The 19595-nt window shown below is 61.1% G+C and carries 13 protein-coding genes and 2 pseudogenes; 8 read left to right on the top strand and 7 right to left on the bottom strand.

The window, feature by feature from the left end; all coding sequences use genetic code 11:
- Positions 1 to 1001: retention module-containing protein (locus tag R3355_RS17290; RefSeq protein WP_318962300.1), on the bottom strand; the 1001-nt coding region annotated here is incomplete at its 3' end.
- A gap of 453 nt (positions 1002 to 1454) precedes the next feature.
- On the opposite strand from R3355_RS17290, the gene R3355_RS17285 reads away from it, so the two are divergent.
- Genes R3355_RS17285 through R3355_RS17275 form a run of 3 tightly spaced genes read left to right on the top strand, consistent with a single transcriptional unit; the run spans position 1455 to position 6362 of the window.
- A complete protein-coding gene (locus R3355_RS17285; protein ID WP_318962299.1) occupies positions 1455 to 2810 on the top strand; it encodes a TolC family outer membrane protein in 1356 nt (451 codons plus the stop codon).
- 32 nt (positions 2811 to 2842) lie between these two features.
- Positions 2843 to 4993 carry a type I secretion system permease/ATPase gene (locus R3355_RS17280; RefSeq protein WP_318962308.1) on the top strand — a complete coding sequence of 717 codons (2151 nt, stop codon included), beginning with the start codon at positions 2843 to 2845 and terminating at the stop codon, positions 4991 to 4993.
- 10 nt (positions 4994 to 5003) lie between these two features.
- Entirely contained in the window at positions 5004 to 6362 is a 1359-nt protein-coding gene (locus R3355_RS17275; RefSeq protein ID WP_318949340.1) for an HlyD family type I secretion periplasmic adaptor subunit, read from the top strand.
- Positions 6363 to 6652: 290 nt separating this feature from the next.
- Here the strand turns inward: R3355_RS17275 and R3355_RS17270 are convergent, their stop codons facing one another.
- From R3355_RS17270 to R3355_RS17260, 4 genes and pseudogenes are all read right to left on the bottom strand, one after another.
- A complete protein-coding gene (locus R3355_RS17270; protein WP_318962298.1) occupies positions 6653 to 7258 on the bottom strand; it encodes a tRNA-uridine aminocarboxypropyltransferase in 606 nt (201 codons plus the stop codon).
- Positions 7259 to 7577: 319 nt separating this feature from the next.
- Positions 7578 to 8552 (bottom strand): annotated as a pseudogene (locus R3355_RS24415) (methyl-accepting chemotaxis protein); the annotation flags it as partial.
- 309 nt (positions 8553 to 8861) lie between these two features.
- Positions 8862 to 9143, bottom strand: a pseudogene (locus R3355_RS24410) (PAS domain-containing protein); the annotation flags it as partial.
- 845 nt (positions 9144 to 9988) lie between these two features.
- Positions 9989 to 10882, bottom strand: coding sequence for a LysR family transcriptional regulator (locus R3355_RS17260; RefSeq protein WP_318949343.1), 894 nt, complete (start codon positions 10880 to 10882; stop codon positions 9989 to 9991).
- 259 nt (positions 10883 to 11141) lie between these two features.
- Here R3355_RS17260 and speB point away from each other — a divergent pair, with 259 nt between their 5' ends.
- The 4 genes from speB (at position 11142) to R3355_RS17240 (ending at position 16238) form a co-directional block, all read left to right on the top strand.
- Positions 11142 to 12101, top strand: a complete 960-nt coding sequence (speB, locus tag R3355_RS17255; protein WP_318962296.1) for an agmatinase — start codon at positions 11142 to 11144, stop codon at positions 12099 to 12101.
- Between the two features lie 78 nt (positions 12102 to 12179).
- The gene (locus R3355_RS17250) at positions 12180 to 13574 is read left to right on the top strand and encodes a YjiH family protein (protein ID WP_318962295.1); all 1395 of its coding nucleotides are present in this window, start codon (positions 12180 to 12182) and stop codon (positions 13572 to 13574) included.
- Between the two features lie 138 nt (positions 13575 to 13712).
- Positions 13713 to 15314, top strand: coding sequence for a 5-guanidino-2-oxopentanoate decarboxylase (locus tag R3355_RS17245; RefSeq protein WP_318962294.1), 1602 nt, complete (start codon positions 13713 to 13715; stop codon positions 15312 to 15314).
- Between the two features lie 189 nt (positions 15315 to 15503).
- The gene (locus tag R3355_RS17240; RefSeq protein WP_318962293.1) at positions 15504 to 16238 is read left to right on the top strand and encodes an MBL fold metallo-hydrolase; all 735 of its coding nucleotides are present in this window, start codon (positions 15504 to 15506) and stop codon (positions 16236 to 16238) included.
- Positions 16239 to 16348: 110 nt separating this feature from the next.
- Here the strand turns inward: R3355_RS17240 and R3355_RS17235 are convergent, their stop codons facing one another.
- Both R3355_RS17235 and aceK read right to left on the bottom strand, forming a co-directional pair.
- Positions 16349 to 16483, bottom strand: a complete 135-nt coding sequence (locus R3355_RS17235; RefSeq protein WP_318962292.1) for a PA1414 family protein — start codon at positions 16481 to 16483, stop codon at positions 16349 to 16351.
- 170 nt (positions 16484 to 16653) lie between these two features.
- On the bottom strand, positions 16654 to 18378 hold the full coding sequence (aceK, locus tag R3355_RS17230) for a bifunctional isocitrate dehydrogenase kinase/phosphatase (RefSeq protein WP_318962291.1): 1725 nt from the start codon (positions 18376 to 18378) through the stop codon (positions 16654 to 16656).
- 207 nt (positions 18379 to 18585) lie between these two features.
- Here aceK and R3355_RS17225 point away from each other — a divergent pair, with 207 nt between their 5' ends.
- The gene (locus R3355_RS17225) at positions 18586 to 19521 is read left to right on the top strand and encodes a DMT family transporter (RefSeq protein ID WP_318962290.1); all 936 of its coding nucleotides are present in this window, start codon (positions 18586 to 18588) and stop codon (positions 19519 to 19521) included.
- The last annotated feature ends 74 nt before the right edge of the window (positions 19522 to 19595 follow it).

Here is a 19595-nt window from a genome sequence, read left to right as displayed (position 1 = left end):
TGCAGGTCGTTGCTGAGCACGTTGCCGCTGATCGGCGTCAGCGTGTCTTCGGCAATGCTGTGGCTGTCGTCCACCGCGTTGGGCACATCGTCGAATATCTCGATGATGAGACTCGTCGGTGCCGATGACTGTGAGCCGTCCGAGGCGCTCAAGACGAATACGCCAGTTGGGTTACCGGAGCCGCTATCGGCAGGACTGGTCAGCTCATAGCTATAGCTGACCAACCCAGTCACACCGTCGTAGCCGGTGATGGTGAGCTCGCCATGCTCACCGACAAAACTTACGCCCACCAAGCTAACGATGGACACCGTCACGCCGTTAATGGTGAGGCTCTGCAGAGCGCTTAGCCCGTCGGCATGCGCCAATCGGAAAGTACCACTGGCAAACTCGCCGTCCGAATCCGCATTCGAACCCGTTGCCAGAGCGGATTCCGATACCGATTGGCGTTCACCCAGAATAACTTGAGGAATGCCCGGTTCCTCATCCGGCAACTCGTCAGCCTGTTCGATATCCGGCTCGGGAAACTCGGGAGCGAAACCCAGGCCCTCGGTAGGGAAACCGATGACCGGTTCAAGGGCTCCGGCAGTTTCACCCAACAAGACGAACGAATGGCCACCACCGCCTGCGCCACCCGTCCCAGGCCCGGCAGCCGTGGCTGCAAGAGCGGTGGTCGGGTCGACGCCGGCTTCAATGGCCGCCTGTAGTTGCTCGACTTCGCTCAGGTCCTGTTCGCTAGCCGCTGTTTGCGACGCCGGCGCTACGCCGCCGTCACCGCGCATACCTGCCAGCAGTTGCGTGTCGAGCATCAGGTTGCTGTCACGCCCGAGGGTCAGCTCGCCACCTCCGGCCAAGGCGATGGCTACCGCACCACCCGCCCCGGTAACCAACTGTTCACCGGCGAAAACCCGGTCACCTTCGACAAGGGGCCGACGCGTTCCATCGCCAGCTACCACAAAAACCTCGCCGACAACCTGACTGACGATACCGATCAAAGTAGCCATGAGTCCTTCCTCACTACAGCTGCCAGCCACCGCTGACACGCCTGAAAAGGGTCAATGCACCTTTCCAAACACCGGGCGCGACACAAGAAGCAACTGAGTGAAATGAAACGGCATACCTGCTCTGCAAAAGCGCCAAAAAAATAACGCATCTTGGCTGCCGTACTACTCCATCAGAACCATCCCCGCCCTAGGTATTGCGAATCGTGCTCGACCGCCTGTTATCGTCACGCACAAAGCGGATAACCCGCGAATTACGCGACCTTTGATATAAACAATGGTCCCGCTTTTCCAGACCGCATAAGATTTTTTCCTCATAAAGCTTGTGAGAATTTTTTCTTAGGCTTTGCTTAAAGATGTTCTTAGCTGTGTTGTTAAAAACCTGAAACGGTTTTATAAGAAAAAAGTCAAATATCTGACGGCAAGAACATAACGGTAGAAAAGGAGATTCATCACATGCGAGTTCTCAATCCTCTGTGGAGCAGCATGCTGCTGGCTCTGACGTGTTCCCATGGCCAGGCGATGACATTAACCGAAGCGATTCAAAGCACCCTGGACAACCACCCTGAAATCCATGCGGGAATCAACAACCGCCTTTCTTCAGACGAAGAAGTGAAGATCGCCAAAGGCGGCTATCTGCCGACTGTTGACCTGCTCGTCGGTTACGGCCGGGAACATACAGACAGCCCCAGCACCCGGGCATTGGGCGATCACAACACCGAAACGCTCAACACTCGCAACGCCGAACTGCGCCTGCGGCAGATGCTGTTCGATGGTTTCAACACCCCCAATGAAGTCGCACGCACCGAAGCGGTAGTGAACTCGCGGGCCTACCGGGTACTTGGCACGACAGAGAGCCTGGCACTGCGCACCGTCGAGGTTTATCTGGATATCCTCAAGCGCCGTGAAATGGTCGATCTGGCCAAGAACAACCTGCTTGCCCACCAACGCATCACCGATCAAATCGATCTGCGCAGTCGCCAAGGCGTCGGCAGCACTGCCGACTTCGACCAATCCAACGCACGCCTGGCCCTGGCGGAAAACAACCTCTACACCGAGCAGGTCAATCTGGCGGATGCCGAGGCGAACTTCATCAGCACCACCGGTCGCATGCCGGACGAGCTGGTAGCCCCGGTCTCGATTCGCAACGCCTTGCCAGAAGACTTGAACGCTGCCCGGCAGGCGGTTATGCAAAACAACCCCTTCCTGAAATCGGCGCAAGCCGACGTGCAGGCCGCCGAAAAGCAGTATGAGGTTGCCAAATCACCGTTCTACCCCCGCTTCGATGTCGAACTGGCGACCAACGCCAACGACAACATCCAGGGCGATGAAGGCCACTACAACAGCTGGCGGGCCGCCGTGGTAATGAACTACAACCTGTTCAATGGCAATCGCGACAAAGCGCGCTTGCAATCCTCTGCCCACCAGATCAACGAATCGATGGACATTCGCAACAACGCATTGCGCGTGCTCAACGAAAACCTTGCGCTGGCCTGGAACGCCATGGAAAACGCCCTTCTGCAAACCCCGAAGGCGCGCGACTATGCCGACTACACCACCCGGGTTCGCGAGGCCTATCAGCAGCAATTCAGCCTGAGCCAGCGCACCCTGCTCGACTTGCTGGACAGTGAGAACGAACTCTTCACCGCCAACCGTCGCTACACCGAAGTGCGCTACACCGAAGAGTTCGCCATGTACCGCGTGCTGGCTGCCATGGGTGACCTGCTGCGCCAGCAACAGGTGGTTATTCCGGCCGAGGCTGTAGCCCTTTCCGATGTAAAGAGCGAGGCACGCCTGCCGGAAATCAAGTAGTACCGGTCAAGGAGTAGTAAATCGTGACGACAATGGAAAGGGCTGGCCCCACCAGCGATCCACGCTTGAGCCATGACGATCCATTGTTGGACGGCTTGCTGATCCTCTGCAAGCTCCATGGCTGTACCGCCAGCCGTGGCAGCCTGAGCGCCGGTTTGCCGATGCCGGAACAACGCCTGAGTGCCGACCTGCTGCCGCGTGCAGCTGCGCGGGCAGGTTTGCAAGGCCGCTTGCTGCGCCGCGAACTGACGGCCATTTCGGCCCTGAATCTGCCGGTGCTGCTCTTGCTCAAGGACGGGCGCAGCGCAGTTCTGCGCAAATGGCTGGACAGCGATCAGGCGCTGATTCTGCCGTGCGAAGCAGACGGTGGTGAACAGCGCGTTACGCGCGAGCAACTGGCCGAGGGCTACAGTGGGCAGGCATTCTTCGCCCGCCCACGACATGCCCTGGAAGACGCTCGCACACCACTGCTACCACGCATCGACGCCTGGTTCCGCGATACGCTCAAGCTGTCCCGCTGGCTGTATGCCGATGCCATGCTGGCCAGCCTGCTGGTCAACGTGCTTGGTCTGATGGTGCCGCTGTTCGTCATGCAGACCTACGACCGTGTGGTGCCCAACCAAGCCACCTCAACCCTCTGGGTGCTGGCCATCGGCCTGTTCATCGGCACCTCCTTCGAACTGCTGCTGCGGGTGCTGCGCGCCAATCTGCTGGACAGCGCGGGCAAGAAGACCGACGTGGTGCTCTCAGCCACCCTGTTCGAACGCATCACCGGCATGTCCATGAAGGCGCGTCCGGCCACTGTCGGCGGCTTCGCGCAGAACATCCACGACTTCCAGGGCCTGCGCGAATTCCTTACTGCGGTGACCCTGACCAGCCTCATCGACCTGCCTTTCGCCCTGCTGATGATAGTGGTGATCGGCTTGCTCGGCGGCTCGTTGGTCGCCATTCCGCTTCTGGCCTTTCCGCTCACGGCGATCTTTGCCCTGATCATTCAGGGCCGCCTGCGCGACACCGTGCAACGCAGCCTGGCATTGGGTGCGGAGCGCCAGGCCCTGTTGATCGAAACCCTCGGCGGTCTGGAAACCCTCAAGGCCTGCGGCGCAGAAAGCGAACGCCAGCACCAGTGGGAAACCACCCATGGCGCCCTGACCCGGCTGGATACCCACGCCCGCTTCCTCTCATCGCTGGCCACCAACGGCACCCTGTTTCTCCAGCAATGCGCCGGCATGGCCATCATCATCACCGGGGTTTACGCGATCATCGCGGGCGACATGAGCGTCGGCGCGCTGATCGCCTGCTACATGCTCAATAGCCGGGTGCTGGCGCCGCTCGGCCAGGTTGCCGGGCTGATCACCCGCTACCAGCAGGCGCGCCTGACCATGAAGAGTACCGATGCCCTGATGGGGTTGCCGCAGGAACGCCAGACCAAGCAGCGGCCGCTGGAGCGCACCCTGCTGAAGGGGGGCCTCAATGTGCGCCAGGTCAGCTTCAGCTACCCCGGCCAGAGCAGTCCGGCACTGGCCAAAGTCAGCCTGCGCCTGAACGCTGGCGAGCGCGTCGGCATCATCGGCCGCAGCGGCTCGGGCAAGAGCACCCTGGCCCGCCTGCTGATGGGCTTCTACACCCCGGATGAAGGGCAAATCCTGCTCGACGGACTGGATCTGCGCCAGCTCGACGTGGCCGACCTGCGCCACCAGATCGGCTACGTTGCGCACGACCTGCCGTTATTGGCCGGCAGCCTGCGCGACAACCTGACCCTCGGCGCACGCTATGTCAGCGACGCGCGCATGCTCGAAGTGGCCGAGCTGACCGGCGTCGGTGAACTGGCCCGGCAGCACCCGCAGGGCTTCGATCGCCCGGTCGGCGAGCGTGGCCAACAACTCTCCGGCGGCCAGCGCCAAGCCGTGCTGCTGGCCCGCGCGCTGCTGCTCGATCCACAGATTCTGCTGTTCGACGAGCCGACCAGCGCGATGGATAACACCAGCGAGGAAATCCTGCGCAACCGCCTGCACACCTGGGCCCAGGGCAAGACCCTACTGCTGATCACCCACCGCAGTTCGATGCTCAGCCTGGTCGACCGCCTGGTGGTTCTGGACAACGGCCATATCGTTGCCGATGGCCCGAAAGAGGTGGTGATCGAAGCCTTGCGCAAGGGCCGCGTCGGCCCGGCAGCAGAATAGGAAGGTACTTATGCAACCGCATCGAGCCATCCTCGCCTACTTCGCCAGCCTGGGCAGGCGCAAGCAGGACACCGAGTTCATGCCGGAAGTCGAGGGGGCAATTCTCGAGGATTCTCCCTGGATGTCGCGAATCACCATCTGGGTGGTCTGTGCCTGCCTGATCGCTGCCTTGCTCTGGGCTCATTTTGCCGTGCTCGAAGAAGTCACCACCGGCGAGGGCAAAGCGATTCCCTCGAGCAAAATCCAGGTCATCCAGAACCTCGAGGGTGGCATCGTCAGTGAAATATTCGTGCGCGAAGGCCAATTGGTGAGCAAGGACGATGTACTGCTGCGGCTTGACGACACGCGGTTTCTCTCGAACAAGGGCGAGACCGAAGCAGATCGCCTGGCACTGATAGCCCGTATCGAACGACTGACCGCCGAAGCCGAAGGCCGGCCCATCGCCATGCCCGAAGAAATCACCCGCACGGCAGCGCAACTGGCCGAGGACGAACGGGCCCTCTACCGCTCGCGGCAACAACGTCTGCACAGCGAACAACGAACACTCGGCGAACAGCTGCTGCAGAAAACCCAGGAGCTCGCGGAATTTCGCTCCAAGGCTCAGCAATACAGCTCCAGCCTGGGCCTGATTCAGCAAGAGCTGAACATGTCGCAACCCTTGGTAGCCTCCGGGGCAATTTCCCCGGTGGAAATACTCCGCCTGCGCCGCAGCGCGGTCGAAATGCGTGGTTCACTGAATGCAACCAACCTGGCCATCCCCAGGGCGGAAGCGGCGGTCAACGAAATCAAGAGCAAGATCGAGGAATCCGAGCTGGGCTTTCGCTCCGAGGCCTTCAAGGAGCTCAATGATGCCCGCACCGAACTGAAGAAAATCACCGCCTCCAGTTCGGCGATTCAGGACAGGGTCAGCCGCACCACCGTGCTGTCTCCGGTCAACGGCGTCATAAAACAATTGAAGATCAACACCATTGGCGGCGTCGTCCAGCCAGGCAGCGACATGCTGGAAATCGTACCGCTGGAAGACAATCTACTGATAGAGGCCAAGGTGCGCCCGCAGGATGTAGCCTTTCTCCATCCGGGGCAGAGGGCCATGGTCAAGTTCAGCGCCTACGACTACACCATCTATGGCGGACTCAGGGCCAATCTGGAACTGATCAGCGCCGACACCATCACCGATGAGGAAGGCAACAGCTTCTACCTGATCCAGTTGCGTACGGATAAAAGCCACCTGGGCAGCGATGAGCATCCCTTGCTGATCATTCCCGGCATGATCGCCACCGTGGACATCATCACCGGCGAGAAAAGCGTGCTGGACTACCTGCTCAAACCCGTGCTCAAGGCCCGTGCCGAAGCGTTGCGCGAGCGCTAGAAGTCAATGATGGAGAGCCGCAAAGCGTTTTTGTAGCCGGATGCGATCCGGGGAAATCCTGCGCCTACCAAGCCGTTCCCGGATTTCATCCGCGCTACAAGAGCGCGCAATCCCTTAGCCTGGATAAGCGCAATCCGGGTAGCGTAACCCGGTTTGCGCCAAGGCTGCTCCGGGCTACAAAGCTGTTGGTGTCAATCCGCGGGTTAATACTTGAGAGTTTGTGAAAAACTGCGACCGCCTCCAGACGCCCGCTGCTGACGTTGCGCTCGATATTTTCACAACATCCGAGGCTATGCACCATCGCGGTGATTGCGCAGGTAAGTCTGCTCGCCCATCGCCGCGATCTGTCCTTCGATCAAGGCCTCGAACGGCTTGAGCAACGCATCGAATTGCGCTGGCGCCTCCAGGATATCCAGCGCACAGACAACCGCCTCTATGGTCGACAAAGCCCCCGGCATTGGCGCCTTGCGCAAGCGATAGCGCGACTGCAGTCCGGGCGCGAGCGTGACTCGCGGCAACGCCGCCAGCAGCGGATTGCAGTGCAACAATTTGCGCGCCTTGCGCCAGGTGCCGTCTGGTACCACCAGCAACAACGGCTGCTCGTCAACCCGTTCGACGAATTGCGCCAGCGGCAGCGCACCCTCCCCCGGAAACAACAGACAAGCCTGGTAACCCGGCTGCGCCAGCAACCCGGCTAAATCCTCAAACACCTCGCCAACGCGCAACTCGGCGTTGCTCAGACCCAGCGCCGCCAAACGCGCGGTATTCAGTGCATGCCTGACCTCGCTCGGGTGCTGCAGGACCAACACCCGCGTACGGCTCGACAACTGCGGGATCAGCGCACATAAACAGTGGCCTCGCGGGCGGCAACAGCGCGTGCAATGGGGGCGTGACATCGGCATCTCCTTGGCCGAACAGTTTGCCACAGGCCCAGCTGCAAGCCACTTGCCCAAACATATCGAAAGGCGGTTTGCGCTATGCCAGCGCCTTCGATGCAGGAGCCACCAGAGTCAAACGATCCCCTTGGCGCCAAGCTATTCACATAAGGGATCGCATCCGTTCCGGGGGCAATGCCCTGCACGTAACCCGGATGCAATCCCGGGCAGGATGCCGGCGCGAGATTCGGATTTCATCCGGGCGACAAAAATGCTGCTCACCTGGCGTCAATCAGCAGAATTGCCTGACTGCCGATCCTTACAGATGAGCAGCCTGCTGTCAGCGATTGAACCGCTCGGCCAGGCTGTGCAGGTAGTCGGCCATCTGCTCCAGCTCCTTGCCGACGGTTGCGCCCTGGTGTGCCTGCCCGGCGCTCTGGTCGGACAGTTGGGCAATCCGGGTAATCTGCCGGCTGAGGTCCTCGGCCACGTGGCTTTGCTCCTCCGAGGCGGCAGCAATCTGCTGACTCATGCCGGTGATACGGCTGACTGACGTGCTGATGCCATCCAGCGCCGAGCGCACCGCTTCGACGCTCTGTACACTCGCGCGCGAGATCTCCTCACCCCTGCCCGCGGTAACCACCGCCCGTTCGGCACCGGCGCGCAGGGAGGCGATGATCTGGTGAATTTGCTCGGTCGACTCGCGAGTACGCGCAGCCAGTGCCCGCACCTCGTCGGCTACCACGGCGAAACCACGCCCCTGTTCACCCGCACGCGCCGCTTCGATGGCGGCATTGAGCGCGAGCAGGTTGGTCTGTTCGGCAATCGCGGTGATCACATCGGCCACACTGCCGATCGACTGGGTCGAGCTGGCCAGATCATTCACCGCCTGGCCAATATCGACTACCGACTTGGCCATATGCTGCATCGACAGCAGGCTGTCTGCGGCCAGTTGCAGGCCTTGCTTGGCCAACCCATCCGCTTCTTCGGCCGCATGGGAGGTGTTCTGCACGTTGTGCGTGACCTCCTGAATGGTCGCGGCCATCTGGTTGATCGCGGTGGCCGACTGATCGGCCTCGCTGCGCTGCTGATCGAGCATCTCGGCACCGGAACGCGACAGCTGCGCCGACTGCGCCGCATGTTTCTTGACGTTGATGCCGGCATCTTCCAGGCGGGTAAGCGCCGTCTGCAAACGCGCCTCTTCGCTGAACATCGCCATATCCAGCAGGGCTTGGGCGCCACGATTGTCGCTATAGGTCAAGGCCACCAAGCTGCTGGTGAAGGCTTTGGGGTGTTCGGCCAGGGTTCGCCGAATCGACTGATTACTACTGGATAGTTGATAGACGCCCAAAATAAACAAGGTTGCCGCGATGAAGGTCAGCAACCAGGGGCCCGCAACCAACCAATGCGCCGCAAAAATCGTCAGGCCGGCGAGAATCAGTGGCCAGGAGCGAACCAGGCCCTGAGTCCAGGACTCGAACACCGGTATCGCTGACTTGCCAGCCCGGAGTCGTGCATAGAGCGCCTCGGCCCGGCGCTTCTGTGCCTCGCTGGGCAAGGTGCGTACCGACTCGTATCCGGACACCTTGCCACCTTCATAAATCGGCGTGACATAAGCGCTTACCCAGTAGAAGTCACCGCTTTTCGCACGGTTCTTGACGATTCCCATCCAGGGTTTGCCCTGTTTGATGGTTTCCCACATCTGGGCAAATACCATTGCCGGCATATCGGGGTGGCGCACCTGATTGTGCGGATTGCCGATCAGCTCTTCCCGGGTAAAACCGCTGATGGCGACGAAAGCATCGTTGCAGTAGGTGACGTTGCTATTGAGGTCGGTGGTTGAAATCAGTCGCTCGTGGGCGGCAAAGGTTCTTTCCCGCTGTGTCACCGGAAGATTCTGGCGCATCGCATGCAATCCCTGTTGTTGATGAATTTTATGTCCCTATTCATGACGCTTCCTGATTAGCAATGAGGCTCAGCAACTACCTCCAGCGATCCTTTGCGAACTGACCGGGAGTCAAAAATCACCGTTTTACCCGCAGGTGTTTGGCACGGTGAGCGGGGAAGTCGCCGTACCGAAGTCCCGGCCGGCAGGCGATGGCTCCGGCAGAGTTCATTGCTAATCAGGTGGTTTTTAGTTCACACACGCCTCTTACATTGAGAAAGACCTTGCATGGTTGGTGGTCTGAATCGCTCGCCGCGCGATGCGCACCAGCACAGGGTAGCGGCTGAAAACTGCGGGTTATTTACGGCTGGCCTCACTGTGTTCGCGCGCAGTATTTAATCGCGATCTCGATTGAGCACACGATTCCGCGAGATTGCGGCGAACCAGAGTAAAAACCATCTCACTGGAGTAAAGCAGAGTCGGTGCGCTGTCGCACAGATGAGCACCTGATTAGCAAACAACTACCGCCAGGGTTCTTCGCGAACGAACCAGGAGGCGAATATCACGGGGTTACCCGCATTTGTTTGGCACAGTGAACTGGAAAATCGCCTGCTGTGATCCCCAGCCGACTTGCGCTGGCTCGGGCAGAGGTTCATGGCTAATCAGGTAACGCTCAGGGGTTGTGAAAATATCGAGCACCGTCGCGAGACCGTACCCAGGCGCTCACGTAGCGCAACGCCGCAGCGGGCGCTGGAAGGCGGCCGCAGTAGGCGAGAGTTTATTCACAAGCGTTCAGGTCTAGCACCACAGGTGGTAATACGCCATGTCGGCACGAACGTTAAAACAGCTCAACCTGCCACCCTGCCTCAGCGAGCGTTGAGCTGCGCTTTCAGCAAGTCCCTGAAGGTCTGGATCAGCGGCTCGCGCGAACGCCCGCGGCGCAGGATCAGAGAAAACGGCGCCTGATAGCCGAAGGTCGCCGGCAGCAATACACGCAAGCGCCCCTGATCGACCCAGGGCTGTGCGTAGTGTTCCGGCAGGTAGCCGATGTAGGCGCCGGACAGCACCAGGATCAGCTGCGCTTCCATCGACTCCACCGTCGCTGCGCTGTGCTTGAAACCATGCCGCGCCAGTTCGGCCTGACTCCAGTAGCCGCGACCAACCATGCGTTGCTGGGCAATCACCTCCTCGGGGATGCGCCGCTCGCCGAACAGCGGATGACGCTCGCTGCAGTACAACCAGTGCTGCTCGCGGTACAACGGCTGATAGACCAGGCCGTTCATCCGCGTGGAAAAAGCGCCGATGGCCAGGTCCAGGCGGTTGTCCAGCACCGCCAGTTGCAACTCATAGGGGCTCATCACCGACAGGTGCAGGTGCACGGCCGGGTGCTCCTGACTGTAAGCGCCAATCACTTCGGCCAGCGGCAACGCCGGGTCACCGACGGTGGAGTCGAGTACGCCCAGGTTGAGGGTGCCGCGCAGTTCGCCCTTGAGCGCGGCGGAGTAGCGCTCGAAACCCTCCAGTTCCCCGAGCAGGCGCAGGGTTTCCTGGTAGAACAGCTCGCCTTTGCTGGTCAGGCTGAAGCCGCCACGCCCGCGATGGCAGAGGCTCAGGCCGAGCTGACCTTCCAGCTGACTCATGTAGGTGCTGATCGCCGAAGTCGACAGGTTTAGCTCCTGCTGCGCCGCGGCGAAACCCTGCTGGCGCACCACGCTGACGAAGATGCGCAGCAACTTGAGGTCGGGCAGAGTTTGGCTCATCGATCAGGGGTCCTCGCAGGATGAGACGGGCTACGCAGGTTAGACGCGTAGCGGCGTAACCCATGGCATGGCGGCATGGGGTAGCGCTGCACTCAACCTGCGCGGCCCGACCTGGGCGGTCCCACTCATGCTACAGAAGCGGCCGATAGTTTAGAAATTTCTGAACTAAGTTTTTGCCTGCAGCGATTTGTCGCAGGGACGACCTGGTCAAGAATCCGCCCAACGACTCCAATAACCACAAGAACTCCGAGGCCTAGCTATGGACAAGATTCTGCACCAGCCCCTGGGCGGCAATGAGATGCCCCGTTTTGGTGGCATAGCCACCATGATGCGCCTGCCGCATATCCAGACGTCCGTCGAGCAGCGCGATCTCGATGTCGGCTTCATCGGCGTACCGCTGGATATCGGCACCTCGCTGCGTTCCGGCACCCGCTTCGGCCCGCGCGAGATCCGCGCCCAGTCGGTGATGATCCGCCCTTACAACATGGCCACCGGCGCCGCCCCCTTCGACTCGCTGAACGTGGCCGACATCGGCGACGTCCCGATCAATACCTTCAACATGCTGGAAGCGGTACGCATCATCGAGGAGTTCTACGACAACGTTCTCGAACACGGGATCATCCCGCTGACCCTCGGCGGCGACCACACCATCACCCTGCCGATCCTGCGCGCGTTGAAGAAGAAGCACGGCAAGGTCGGCCTGGTACATATCGACGCCCATGCGGATGTCAACGATCATATGTTCGGCGAGAAAATCGCCCACGGCACCACCTTCCGCCGCGCCGTCGAGGAAGACCTGCTCGACTGCGACCGCGTGGTGCAGATCGGTCTGCGTGCCCAGGGCTACACCGCCGAGGACTTCAACTGGAGCCGTAAGCAGGGCTTCCGTGTGGTCCAGGCCGAAGAATGCTGGCACAAATCCCTGGCGCCGTTGATGGCGGAAGTGCGCGCCAAGGTCGACGGCGGCCCGGTCTACCTGTCGTTCGACATCGACGGCATCGACCCGGCCTGGGCGCCAGGCACCGGCACCCCGGAAATCGGCGGCCTGACCACCATCCAGGCGATCGAGATCATTCGCGGTTGCCAGGGTCTGCAGCTGATCGGCGGCGATCTGGTCGAGGTCTCGCCGCCCTACGACACCACCGGCAACACCTCGTTGCTCGGGGCCAACCTGCTCTACGAAATGCTCTGCGTATTGCCGGGTGTGCAGCACCGCTGAAGCTAACCCGGATTTTTTATACTGAACGGGCACCGCGTGCGGTGCCCGCGCACTACAACAATAAAATAGGGTGCCAAGATGAACTCTGAACAAGCCATGCCCCTGCTGGACGACCAACCACCAGCGGATACGTCCTACAGCCTGCGCCAGCTGCTGATCTTCCTGATCCCCTCGCTGCTCGGCGTACTGTTGTTTCTCACCCCAATCGTCTACGACGGCAAGGTCACCATCGGCCTCGGCGTAATGGCCGATGCCCTGAAGACCTCGTTGAGCGCCTGGTTGCCGGCCATCGCCACCGGCCTGTTGCTGTTCTCCGCCGCCCTCGGCCTACTCGGCTCGGCCCTCAAGCCGCGCTGGCTCACCCAGCGCCACACGCTCAACGAGCTGTTCAACCTGCACCCGCTATGGCTTGGCCTGCGTGTGCTTGGCGCAATTTTCGCGGCAATGACCTTCTGGCAGTTCGGCCCGGAGTGGATCTGGAACGCCAACACCGGCGGCGTGGTATTGAAAGACCTGGCCCCGGTGCTGATCACCTTCTTCCTGGTCGCTGGGCTGATCCTGCCACTGCTCACCGACTTCGGCCTGATGGAATTCTGCGGCACCCTGGTACGCAATGTGTTCCGCAAGATCTTCGGCCTGCCGGGCCGCTCGGCCATCGATGCCATCGCCTCCTGGCTCGGCTCGGGCACCGTCGGCGTACTGATCACCGCCCAGCAATACCAGAAGGGTTTCTACAGCGCCCGGGAAGCGGCGGTGATCGCCACCAATTTCTCGGTCGCCTCGATCGCCTTCAGCCTGCTAATCACCAGCTTCATGAAGCTCGACCATCTGTTCGTACCTTTCTACCTGACGGTAGTGGTGGCCGGCCTGGCTGCCGCCATCATCACCCCGCGCATCCCGCCGCTGTCGTGGAAGAAGGACGACTACGTCGCCGGTGTCGGCAAGCAGATCAAGGAAGACGTCCCCACTGGCAGCTCGCTGTTGCGCTGGGGCGTGCTGCAGGCGGTGAAACGCGCCAACAACAACCCTTCGCCGGCGCAGATGGTCAAGGTCGGCGTGCATAACGTGGTGGATATCTGGCTCGGCCTGCTGCCGCTGGTGATGGCAATCGGCACCGTTTCCCTGGCGATTGCCGAGTACACGCCGATCTTCAACTGGCTGTCCTACCCCCTGGTACCGCTGCTCGAAGCCCTGCAACTACCGGAAGCCGCCAAGGCCGCGCCAGCCATGCTGGTGGGTTTTGCCGACATGTTCCTGCCGGCGGTGCTGGGCAAGGGCATCGAGAGCGAGCTGACCCGCTTCGTGGTGGCCTGCGTGTCGCTGACCCAGTTGATCTATATGTCGGAAGTCGGCGTACTGATCATCAAGGCCAAGCTGCCGCTGAACCTGCTCGAACTGTTCGCCATCTTTATCATCCGCACCCTGATCACCCTGCCGATCATCGCGCTGATGGCCCACTGGATAGTCGGTTGAGAGGCAGCGTCAAACTCAAACCGTAGGAGCGCGGAGGGACGCCTAGTTCCATGCCCGCGAACACCGCGCGGCATGCAAGCATCGCGGGCGCGGCCCGCTCCTACGATGCTATCCAGGCAATCAACAGGACTCGATTACATGACCACTTGCGGCGAATTTCTCGTCAAACAACTCGAAGCCTGGGGCGTCGACACCGTGTTTGGCATTCCCGGCGTACACACCGTCGAGCTGTACCGCGGCTTGCCGCACAGCAACATCCGCCACATCACCCCGCGTCACGAGCAAGGTGCCGGCTTTATGGCCGACGGTTATGCGCGCGTCTCGGGTAAGCCGGGGGTGTGCTTCATCATCACCGGGCCGGGCATGACCAACATTCTCACGGCCATGGGCCAGGCCTATGCGGACTCGATCCCGATGCTGGTGATTTCCAGCGTCAACGAGCGCAACCGTTTAGGTCTGGGCAAGGGTTACCTGCACGAACTGCCCAACCAGCGCGCCATGACCGCCGGCGTCACCGCCTTCAGCCATACCCTGATGAGCGTCGAGGAACTGCCTGGCGTGCTGGCACGCGCCTTTGCCGTGTTCGAGGGCGAACGACCGCGCCCGGTGCACATCGAGCTGCCACTGGACATCATCACCGCGCCGGCAGATCACATGCAGCTGGCGCCACGACCGAGCATCCAGCGTCCGTCACCCAATCGCGCACTGATCCGCGAAGCGGCGGCCATGCTGAAAAACGCCAAACGCCCGCTGCTGCTGCTCGGTGGCGGCTGTGTCAGCGCGCAAGCCGAGGCCCGCGCCCTGGCGGTGGCCCTGGATGCGCCGACCGCGCAGACCATCAATGCCAAGGGCTTGCTGCCGCCGGGCCATCCACTGTTGCTCGGCAGCAACCAGTCGCTGCTGCCAGTGCGCCAACTGGCGCAAGAAGCGGACGTGGTACTGGCCATCGGCACCGAGCTGGGCGAGACCGACTACGACGTGGTGTTCGACGGCAACTTCCAGCTGAGCGGCCAACTGATCCGCATCGATATCGACGCCCAGCAGCTGCAACGCAACTTCACCCCGAGCCTGGCGATCCAGGGCGATGCACGCCTGGCCATGCGTATGCTGATGGCCGAGCTGAATCCCGGCGAGCTACGCGCCAACAGCCCGGGCGCCATGCGCACCGCCGCCGTGCAGGCGCGGCTGGCCGAGGATTTTTCCGGTTGGGCGCATTACCGCCAGCTGTTCGACACGCTGCTGGAAACGCTTCCCGACGCGCGCTTCGTCGGCGACTCGACCCAGACCGTGTACAGCGGCAACCACCTGGTCGAGCTGGACGGAGCGCGGCGCTGGTTCAATGCCTCCACCGGCTACGGCACCCTGGGTTACGGCCTGCCGGCGGCGATCGGCGCCAAACTGGCCGAACCGGGCCGCCCGGTGATCAGCCTTATGGGCGACGGCGGCATCCAGTTCACCCTGCCCGAGCTGGCCAGCGCAGTAGAAGCTGGGGTCGGCATCATCGTGCTGTTGTGGAACAACAGCGGCTACGGCGAGATCAAGCGCTATATGGAAAAGCGCGACATCACCCCGCTCGGCGTGGACATCTACACCCCGGACCTGTTGGCCATCGCCCGCGGCTTCGGCTGCGCCGCCGAACGCGCCCGCGACCACGCGCACCTGGCCGAGCTGCTGCACAGCGCCCCGGCAGATCGCCCGCTGCTGATCGAAATCCTGGAGGCGCCGCCGTTCCATCCGTGAACGCACGACCTTAGACCGTACTCGCGAAGCAGTACGCTCTAAGGTCGTGGCATGCTGCGCCGCTGAGTGCTGGCGCCGCGGACGCAGGTGGCCCAATGATCAAGATGCAGGTGCGCAGAAGTCAGCTTTCTGCGGTCCGGCGTCGCCCTGGCGCCTACAATTTGGGGGCGAACTACGAGCGGGATCAGTATGAAAATCGTCAGCCGCAACAGTTGGTTCGAAGTACGCCACCTGCAGGATGGCGTCACACTGATCCATGAGCCCTATATCCGCCCCTTCTATCGCTGCAATATCTGGCACATTCAGGGTCGTGAACGGGATCTGCTGGTCGACTCCGGCTCCGGCCTGGTCAGCCTGCGCGAGCAACTGCCCTGGCTGACCGAGAAGCCACTGCTGGCCGTGGCCAGTCACACCCACTTCGACCATATTGCCGGCCATCACGAATTCCCCGAACGCCTGGTGCATCCCGCAGAAGCAGACATCCTCGCCGCACCGAGCGGGGCCAATACCCTGGCCGCAGACTTCGTCGGCGACGACATGTTCGAGGCGCATCCAGATTGCCCGCTGTGCTATGCCGAGTACCGGGTCAGGGCTGCGCCCGCAACGCGCTTGATCGAGGACGGTGATGTGCTGGAGTTGGGCGACCGGGTATTGCAGGTGCTGCATACCCCGGGTCATTCACCCGGTGGTATCAGCTTGTGGGAGGCGAGGACGCAGACGTTGTTCTCCGGCGACATCCTCTACGACGGCCCATTGATCGAAGATGCTTACCATTCGAATCTGCAGGATTACGTGCAAAGCCTGGAACGGCTGAGCAAACTGCCGGTACGCAACGTACATGGCGGACACTTCCCGAGCTTTTCCGGTGAGCGCATGCGCGAACTGATCGCGATGTGGTTTACCGACCACCCGCAGCTAACTTAGCTTGCCTGTGAACCAGCTCAATTTGTGCTGCCGATGAATGGCAGTTGCCGATCAATAATCTTGGCGAGCTAAAGCCCACCCTACCTTGAAGCAACCCCCACCTTGAAATATCAGCGGCGTCGGCGCGGCGCTTGCGGGCGGCGCTGGTCGTCATCACGCACCGGCACCGGTTGCAGTTTCGGCCGATCAAGCAAACCCAGGGCAACCAGCAGATCGTGTAAGGCGTTATGCAACTTGGCGCTCATGGAATTCCCTCCTGCCAAGGACTTCGACAAGGCGCTCGAGAGCACCTTCTGTCAGCATAGGTTAACCCAGCGCACTTGCAGAAGCATGATGCAAATCAAACAGCCCTGAACATGACCGGCTGTCGGCCCGGTCACGCAACCAGTGGCAGCAGCCCCACCCTTGCCAGCCCCTACTCGGCCTGCTCGGCTTTGCGCCGGTATGGAAATACATCGATCACCTTACCGGCGCGAATCGTACCCTGCAGGCTTTTCCAGTAATCGGCGTCATACAGTTCGCCGTGCAGTTGGCTGAACAAGCGACGCTGCTTGATATCGGCGAACAGAAAAGGCGGGAACTCCTCGGGGAACACGTCCATCGGCGCCACGGAATACCAGGGTTCGGAGGCCATCTCATCCTCCGGGTAGCGCGGCGGCGGGATATGCCGGAAATTGACCTCGGTAAGGAAGCTGATTTCGTCGTAATCGTAGAACACCACCCGACCGTGACGGGTGACGCCGAAGTTCTTCAGCAGCATGTCGCCGGGGAAGATATTGGCGGCGGCCAGCTGCTTGATCGCCAGGCCGTAATCGTCGAGCGCTTCGCGCGCCTGGGCTTCGCTGGCATTTTCGACATACAGGTTCAGCGGGGTCATGCGCCGCTCGGTCCAGCAGTGACGCACCAGCACGGTATCGCCGTCGACCTCGACGGTCGACGGTGCCACCTCCAGCAGTTCGGCCAGGCATTGCGGCTCGAACTTGCTGAGCGGGAAGCGGAAATCGGCGAATTCCTGGGTATCGGCCATCCTGCCGACCCGGTCGACATTTTTAACCAGGCGATATTTTTCGATCACAGTGGCGCGACTGACGTTCTTCGACGGCGCGAAACGATCCTTGATGATCTTGAACACGGTGTTGAAGCCGGTCAGGGTGAATACGCTCATGACCATGCCGCGCACCCCGGGCGCCATGACGAACTTGTCATCGGTGCTGGCCAGGTGATTGATCAGCGCTCGGTAGAACTCCGACTTGCCATGTTTGTAGAAGCCAATCGAGGTGTACAGCTCGGCGACATGCTTGCCTGGCAGGATGCGCTTGAGAAAGCCGACAAACTCCGCCGGGTAGCCAACCCGCACCATGAAATAGGAACGGGTGAACGAGAAGATGATCGACACCTCGGCCTCATCGGTGATCAGCGTATCGATCTGGATACCCTGGCCCTCACGGTGCAACAGCGGGATCACCAGCGGCCATTGCTCGTCACGAGTATTGATGCGCCCGACCAGATAGGCGCCCTTGTTGCGATACAGACGCGAGGAGAACAGCTCGATACTCAACTCCGGATCCTTGCACACCCAGTCCGGCAGGTTCTCACGCATCTGCTTGATCAGTCGTGCCAGGTCTCGCTCGACGCTTTCGTAAGCCACTTCAAAACGGTAATCCTCGAAGATCTGCCGCAGCGCCTGCTCGATATTACCTTGGGGTCGATATATCCGGGTCAGCGGTGCCGGGGCATTGGCGCGTAACGCCGGGCGCGTGGTGTGAATGAACATGCAGCCATCGCTGATCTGGTCATGGCTGAACAGCCCGCAGAAGATCGAGTTGAACCAGGTTTCCGCCAGTTCATCGTCGCAACGCAGATCAATCAAGGTGATGTAGGCCGACTTGACCAGTGGCCACTGCGCCACATCCAGCAACACCTCAGGCGGGTAAGCCTGGCGTAGCCGCTCACTGACTTCGCTGACGAACTCCTCGTACAGGGCGATACGAGCGGCCGCAGCCCGCTGGATTTCCTGCCACTGCGCCTGCTCGAAACGCTCCCGGGCCCCATTGGTGATCTGACGGAACTGCTCACGATAATCGTCGAAACCTTCGAGGATAAGCGTGGCGATCGCGCTGGCGGGCCATTGCTGCGGCATGGGCAAACCTCTAAGTGAAAAATGAACCGACTGTATCGACTGCCGAGCTTAGCCAGTAGTGGCACCGGGGAAAAGCCAGCAAAGGTCGTTAAGGCTTTATCCCCCGCACAACATTACCGCCTGAGACGATTTAAAAGCCACTTCCGCATTGCCTTGCCCGGCATGCCCGGCAACACTGCTCGTCCCTGAGCCGATTTGGAGTCCGTCGTGCGTCCCGCCGACCTGCTGCGCCTGTTATTGCTCGCCGCCATCTGGGGCGCGAGTTTTCTATTCATGCGGATCATTGCACCGGTGCTCGGCAGCATGCCGACCGCGTTCTTCCGTGCCAGTCTGGGCGCTCTCGGCCTGCTCGCGATTCTGCTGATCATGCGTGTGCAGTGGGACTTTCGCGGCAAGCTCAAGCAATGCCTGGTACTCGGGGTGATCAGTGCGGGCCTGCCATCGGCCATGTATTGTCTGGCGGCACTGGTGCTTCCTGCCGGCTATTCGGCGATTTTCAATGCCACCACGCCGATGATGGGCGTGCTGATCGGCATGCTGTTCTTCGCCGAGGCGCTGACGTTGAGCAAAGCCGCCGGGGTGGCACTTGGACTGTTTGGTGTCGCCGTGCTGACCCGAACCGGTCCGATCGAGGTTGATTTACAACTGCTGTTCGGCGCAGCGGCCTGCCTGATAGCCACCACCTGCTATGGATTCGCCGGTTTTCTCACCCGACGCTGGATCGGCCAACAAGGTGGCCTGGACAATCGCCTCACCGCATTCAGCAGCCTCTGCGGCGCCAGCCTGTTCCTTCTACCCCTGTTCGCCGGCAGCTTGATCGTGCAACCACCAGCCAGCTGGGGCGACCTTCACGTGTGGCTGTCCCTTGCCGGACTTGGCTTTATCTGTACGGCCTTCGCTTACGTGCTGTACTTCCGCCTGCTGACGGATATTGGCCCGATCAAGGCATCGACCACCACCTTTCTAATCCCGCCATTCGGTGTGTTGTGGGGCGCCCTGCTACTGGACGAACCCCTGTCCTGGGCCTACCTGTATGGCGGCGTATTGATCGCCATCGCCCTGTGGCTGGTGGTGCGACCGAGCACGGCCGCCACCACGGCAAGCAGCGCAGTCCAGCCGCCTGCCAGGCTAGACCGTCCGTAGGGCACGGATTGGCTGGCCGTTACAAAAGACGCTGTAGCAGTTAAATGCCGAGCCAGATGGCAACCTGTAGAGAC

It is taken from the genome of Pseudomonas sp. (assembly GCF_033723075.1).
Classification (GTDB): Bacteria; Pseudomonadota; Gammaproteobacteria; order Pseudomonadales; family Pseudomonadaceae; genus Aquipseudomonas.
The sequence above is the reverse complement of the archived record's forward strand: the minus strand, read 5'-3'. Positions and strand labels throughout refer to the sequence as shown.

Excerpts from the sequence above, each read along its gene's own strand:
- R3355_RS17280 (WP_318962308.1), top strand. The coding sequence starts at position 2,843 with ATGGAAAGGGCTGGCCCCACCAGCGATCCACGCTTGAGCCATGACGAT.
- R3355_RS17260 (WP_318949343.1), bottom strand. The coding sequence starts at position 10,882 with ATGAGCCAAACTCTGCCCGACCTCAAGTTGCTGCGCATCTTCGTCAGC.
- R3355_RS17235 (WP_318962292.1), bottom strand. The coding sequence starts at position 16,483 with ATGAGCGCCAAGTTGCATAACGCCTTACACGATCTGCTGGTTGCCCTG.
- R3355_RS17240 (WP_318962293.1), top strand. The coding sequence starts at position 15,504 with ATGAAAATCGTCAGCCGCAACAGTTGGTTCGAAGTACGCCACCTGCAG.
- aceK (WP_318962291.1), bottom strand. The coding sequence starts at position 18,378 with ATGCCGCAGCAATGGCCCGCCAGCGCGATCGCCACGCTTATCCTCGAA.
- R3355_RS17270 (WP_318962298.1), bottom strand. The coding sequence starts at position 7,258 with ATGTCACGCCCCCATTGCACGCGCTGTTGCCGCCCGCGAGGCCACTGT.
- R3355_RS17250 (WP_318962295.1), top strand. The coding sequence starts at position 12,180 with ATGAACTCTGAACAAGCCATGCCCCTGCTGGACGACCAACCACCAGCG.
- R3355_RS17245 (WP_318962294.1), top strand. The coding sequence starts at position 13,713 with ATGACCACTTGCGGCGAATTTCTCGTCAAACAACTCGAAGCCTGGGGC.
- speB (WP_318962296.1), top strand. The coding sequence starts at position 11,142 with ATGGACAAGATTCTGCACCAGCCCCTGGGCGGCAATGAGATGCCCCGT.
- R3355_RS17275 (WP_318949340.1), top strand. The coding sequence starts at position 5,004 with ATGCAACCGCATCGAGCCATCCTCGCCTACTTCGCCAGCCTGGGCAGG.
- R3355_RS17285 (WP_318962299.1), top strand. The coding sequence starts at position 1,455 with ATGCGAGTTCTCAATCCTCTGTGGAGCAGCATGCTGCTGGCTCTGACG.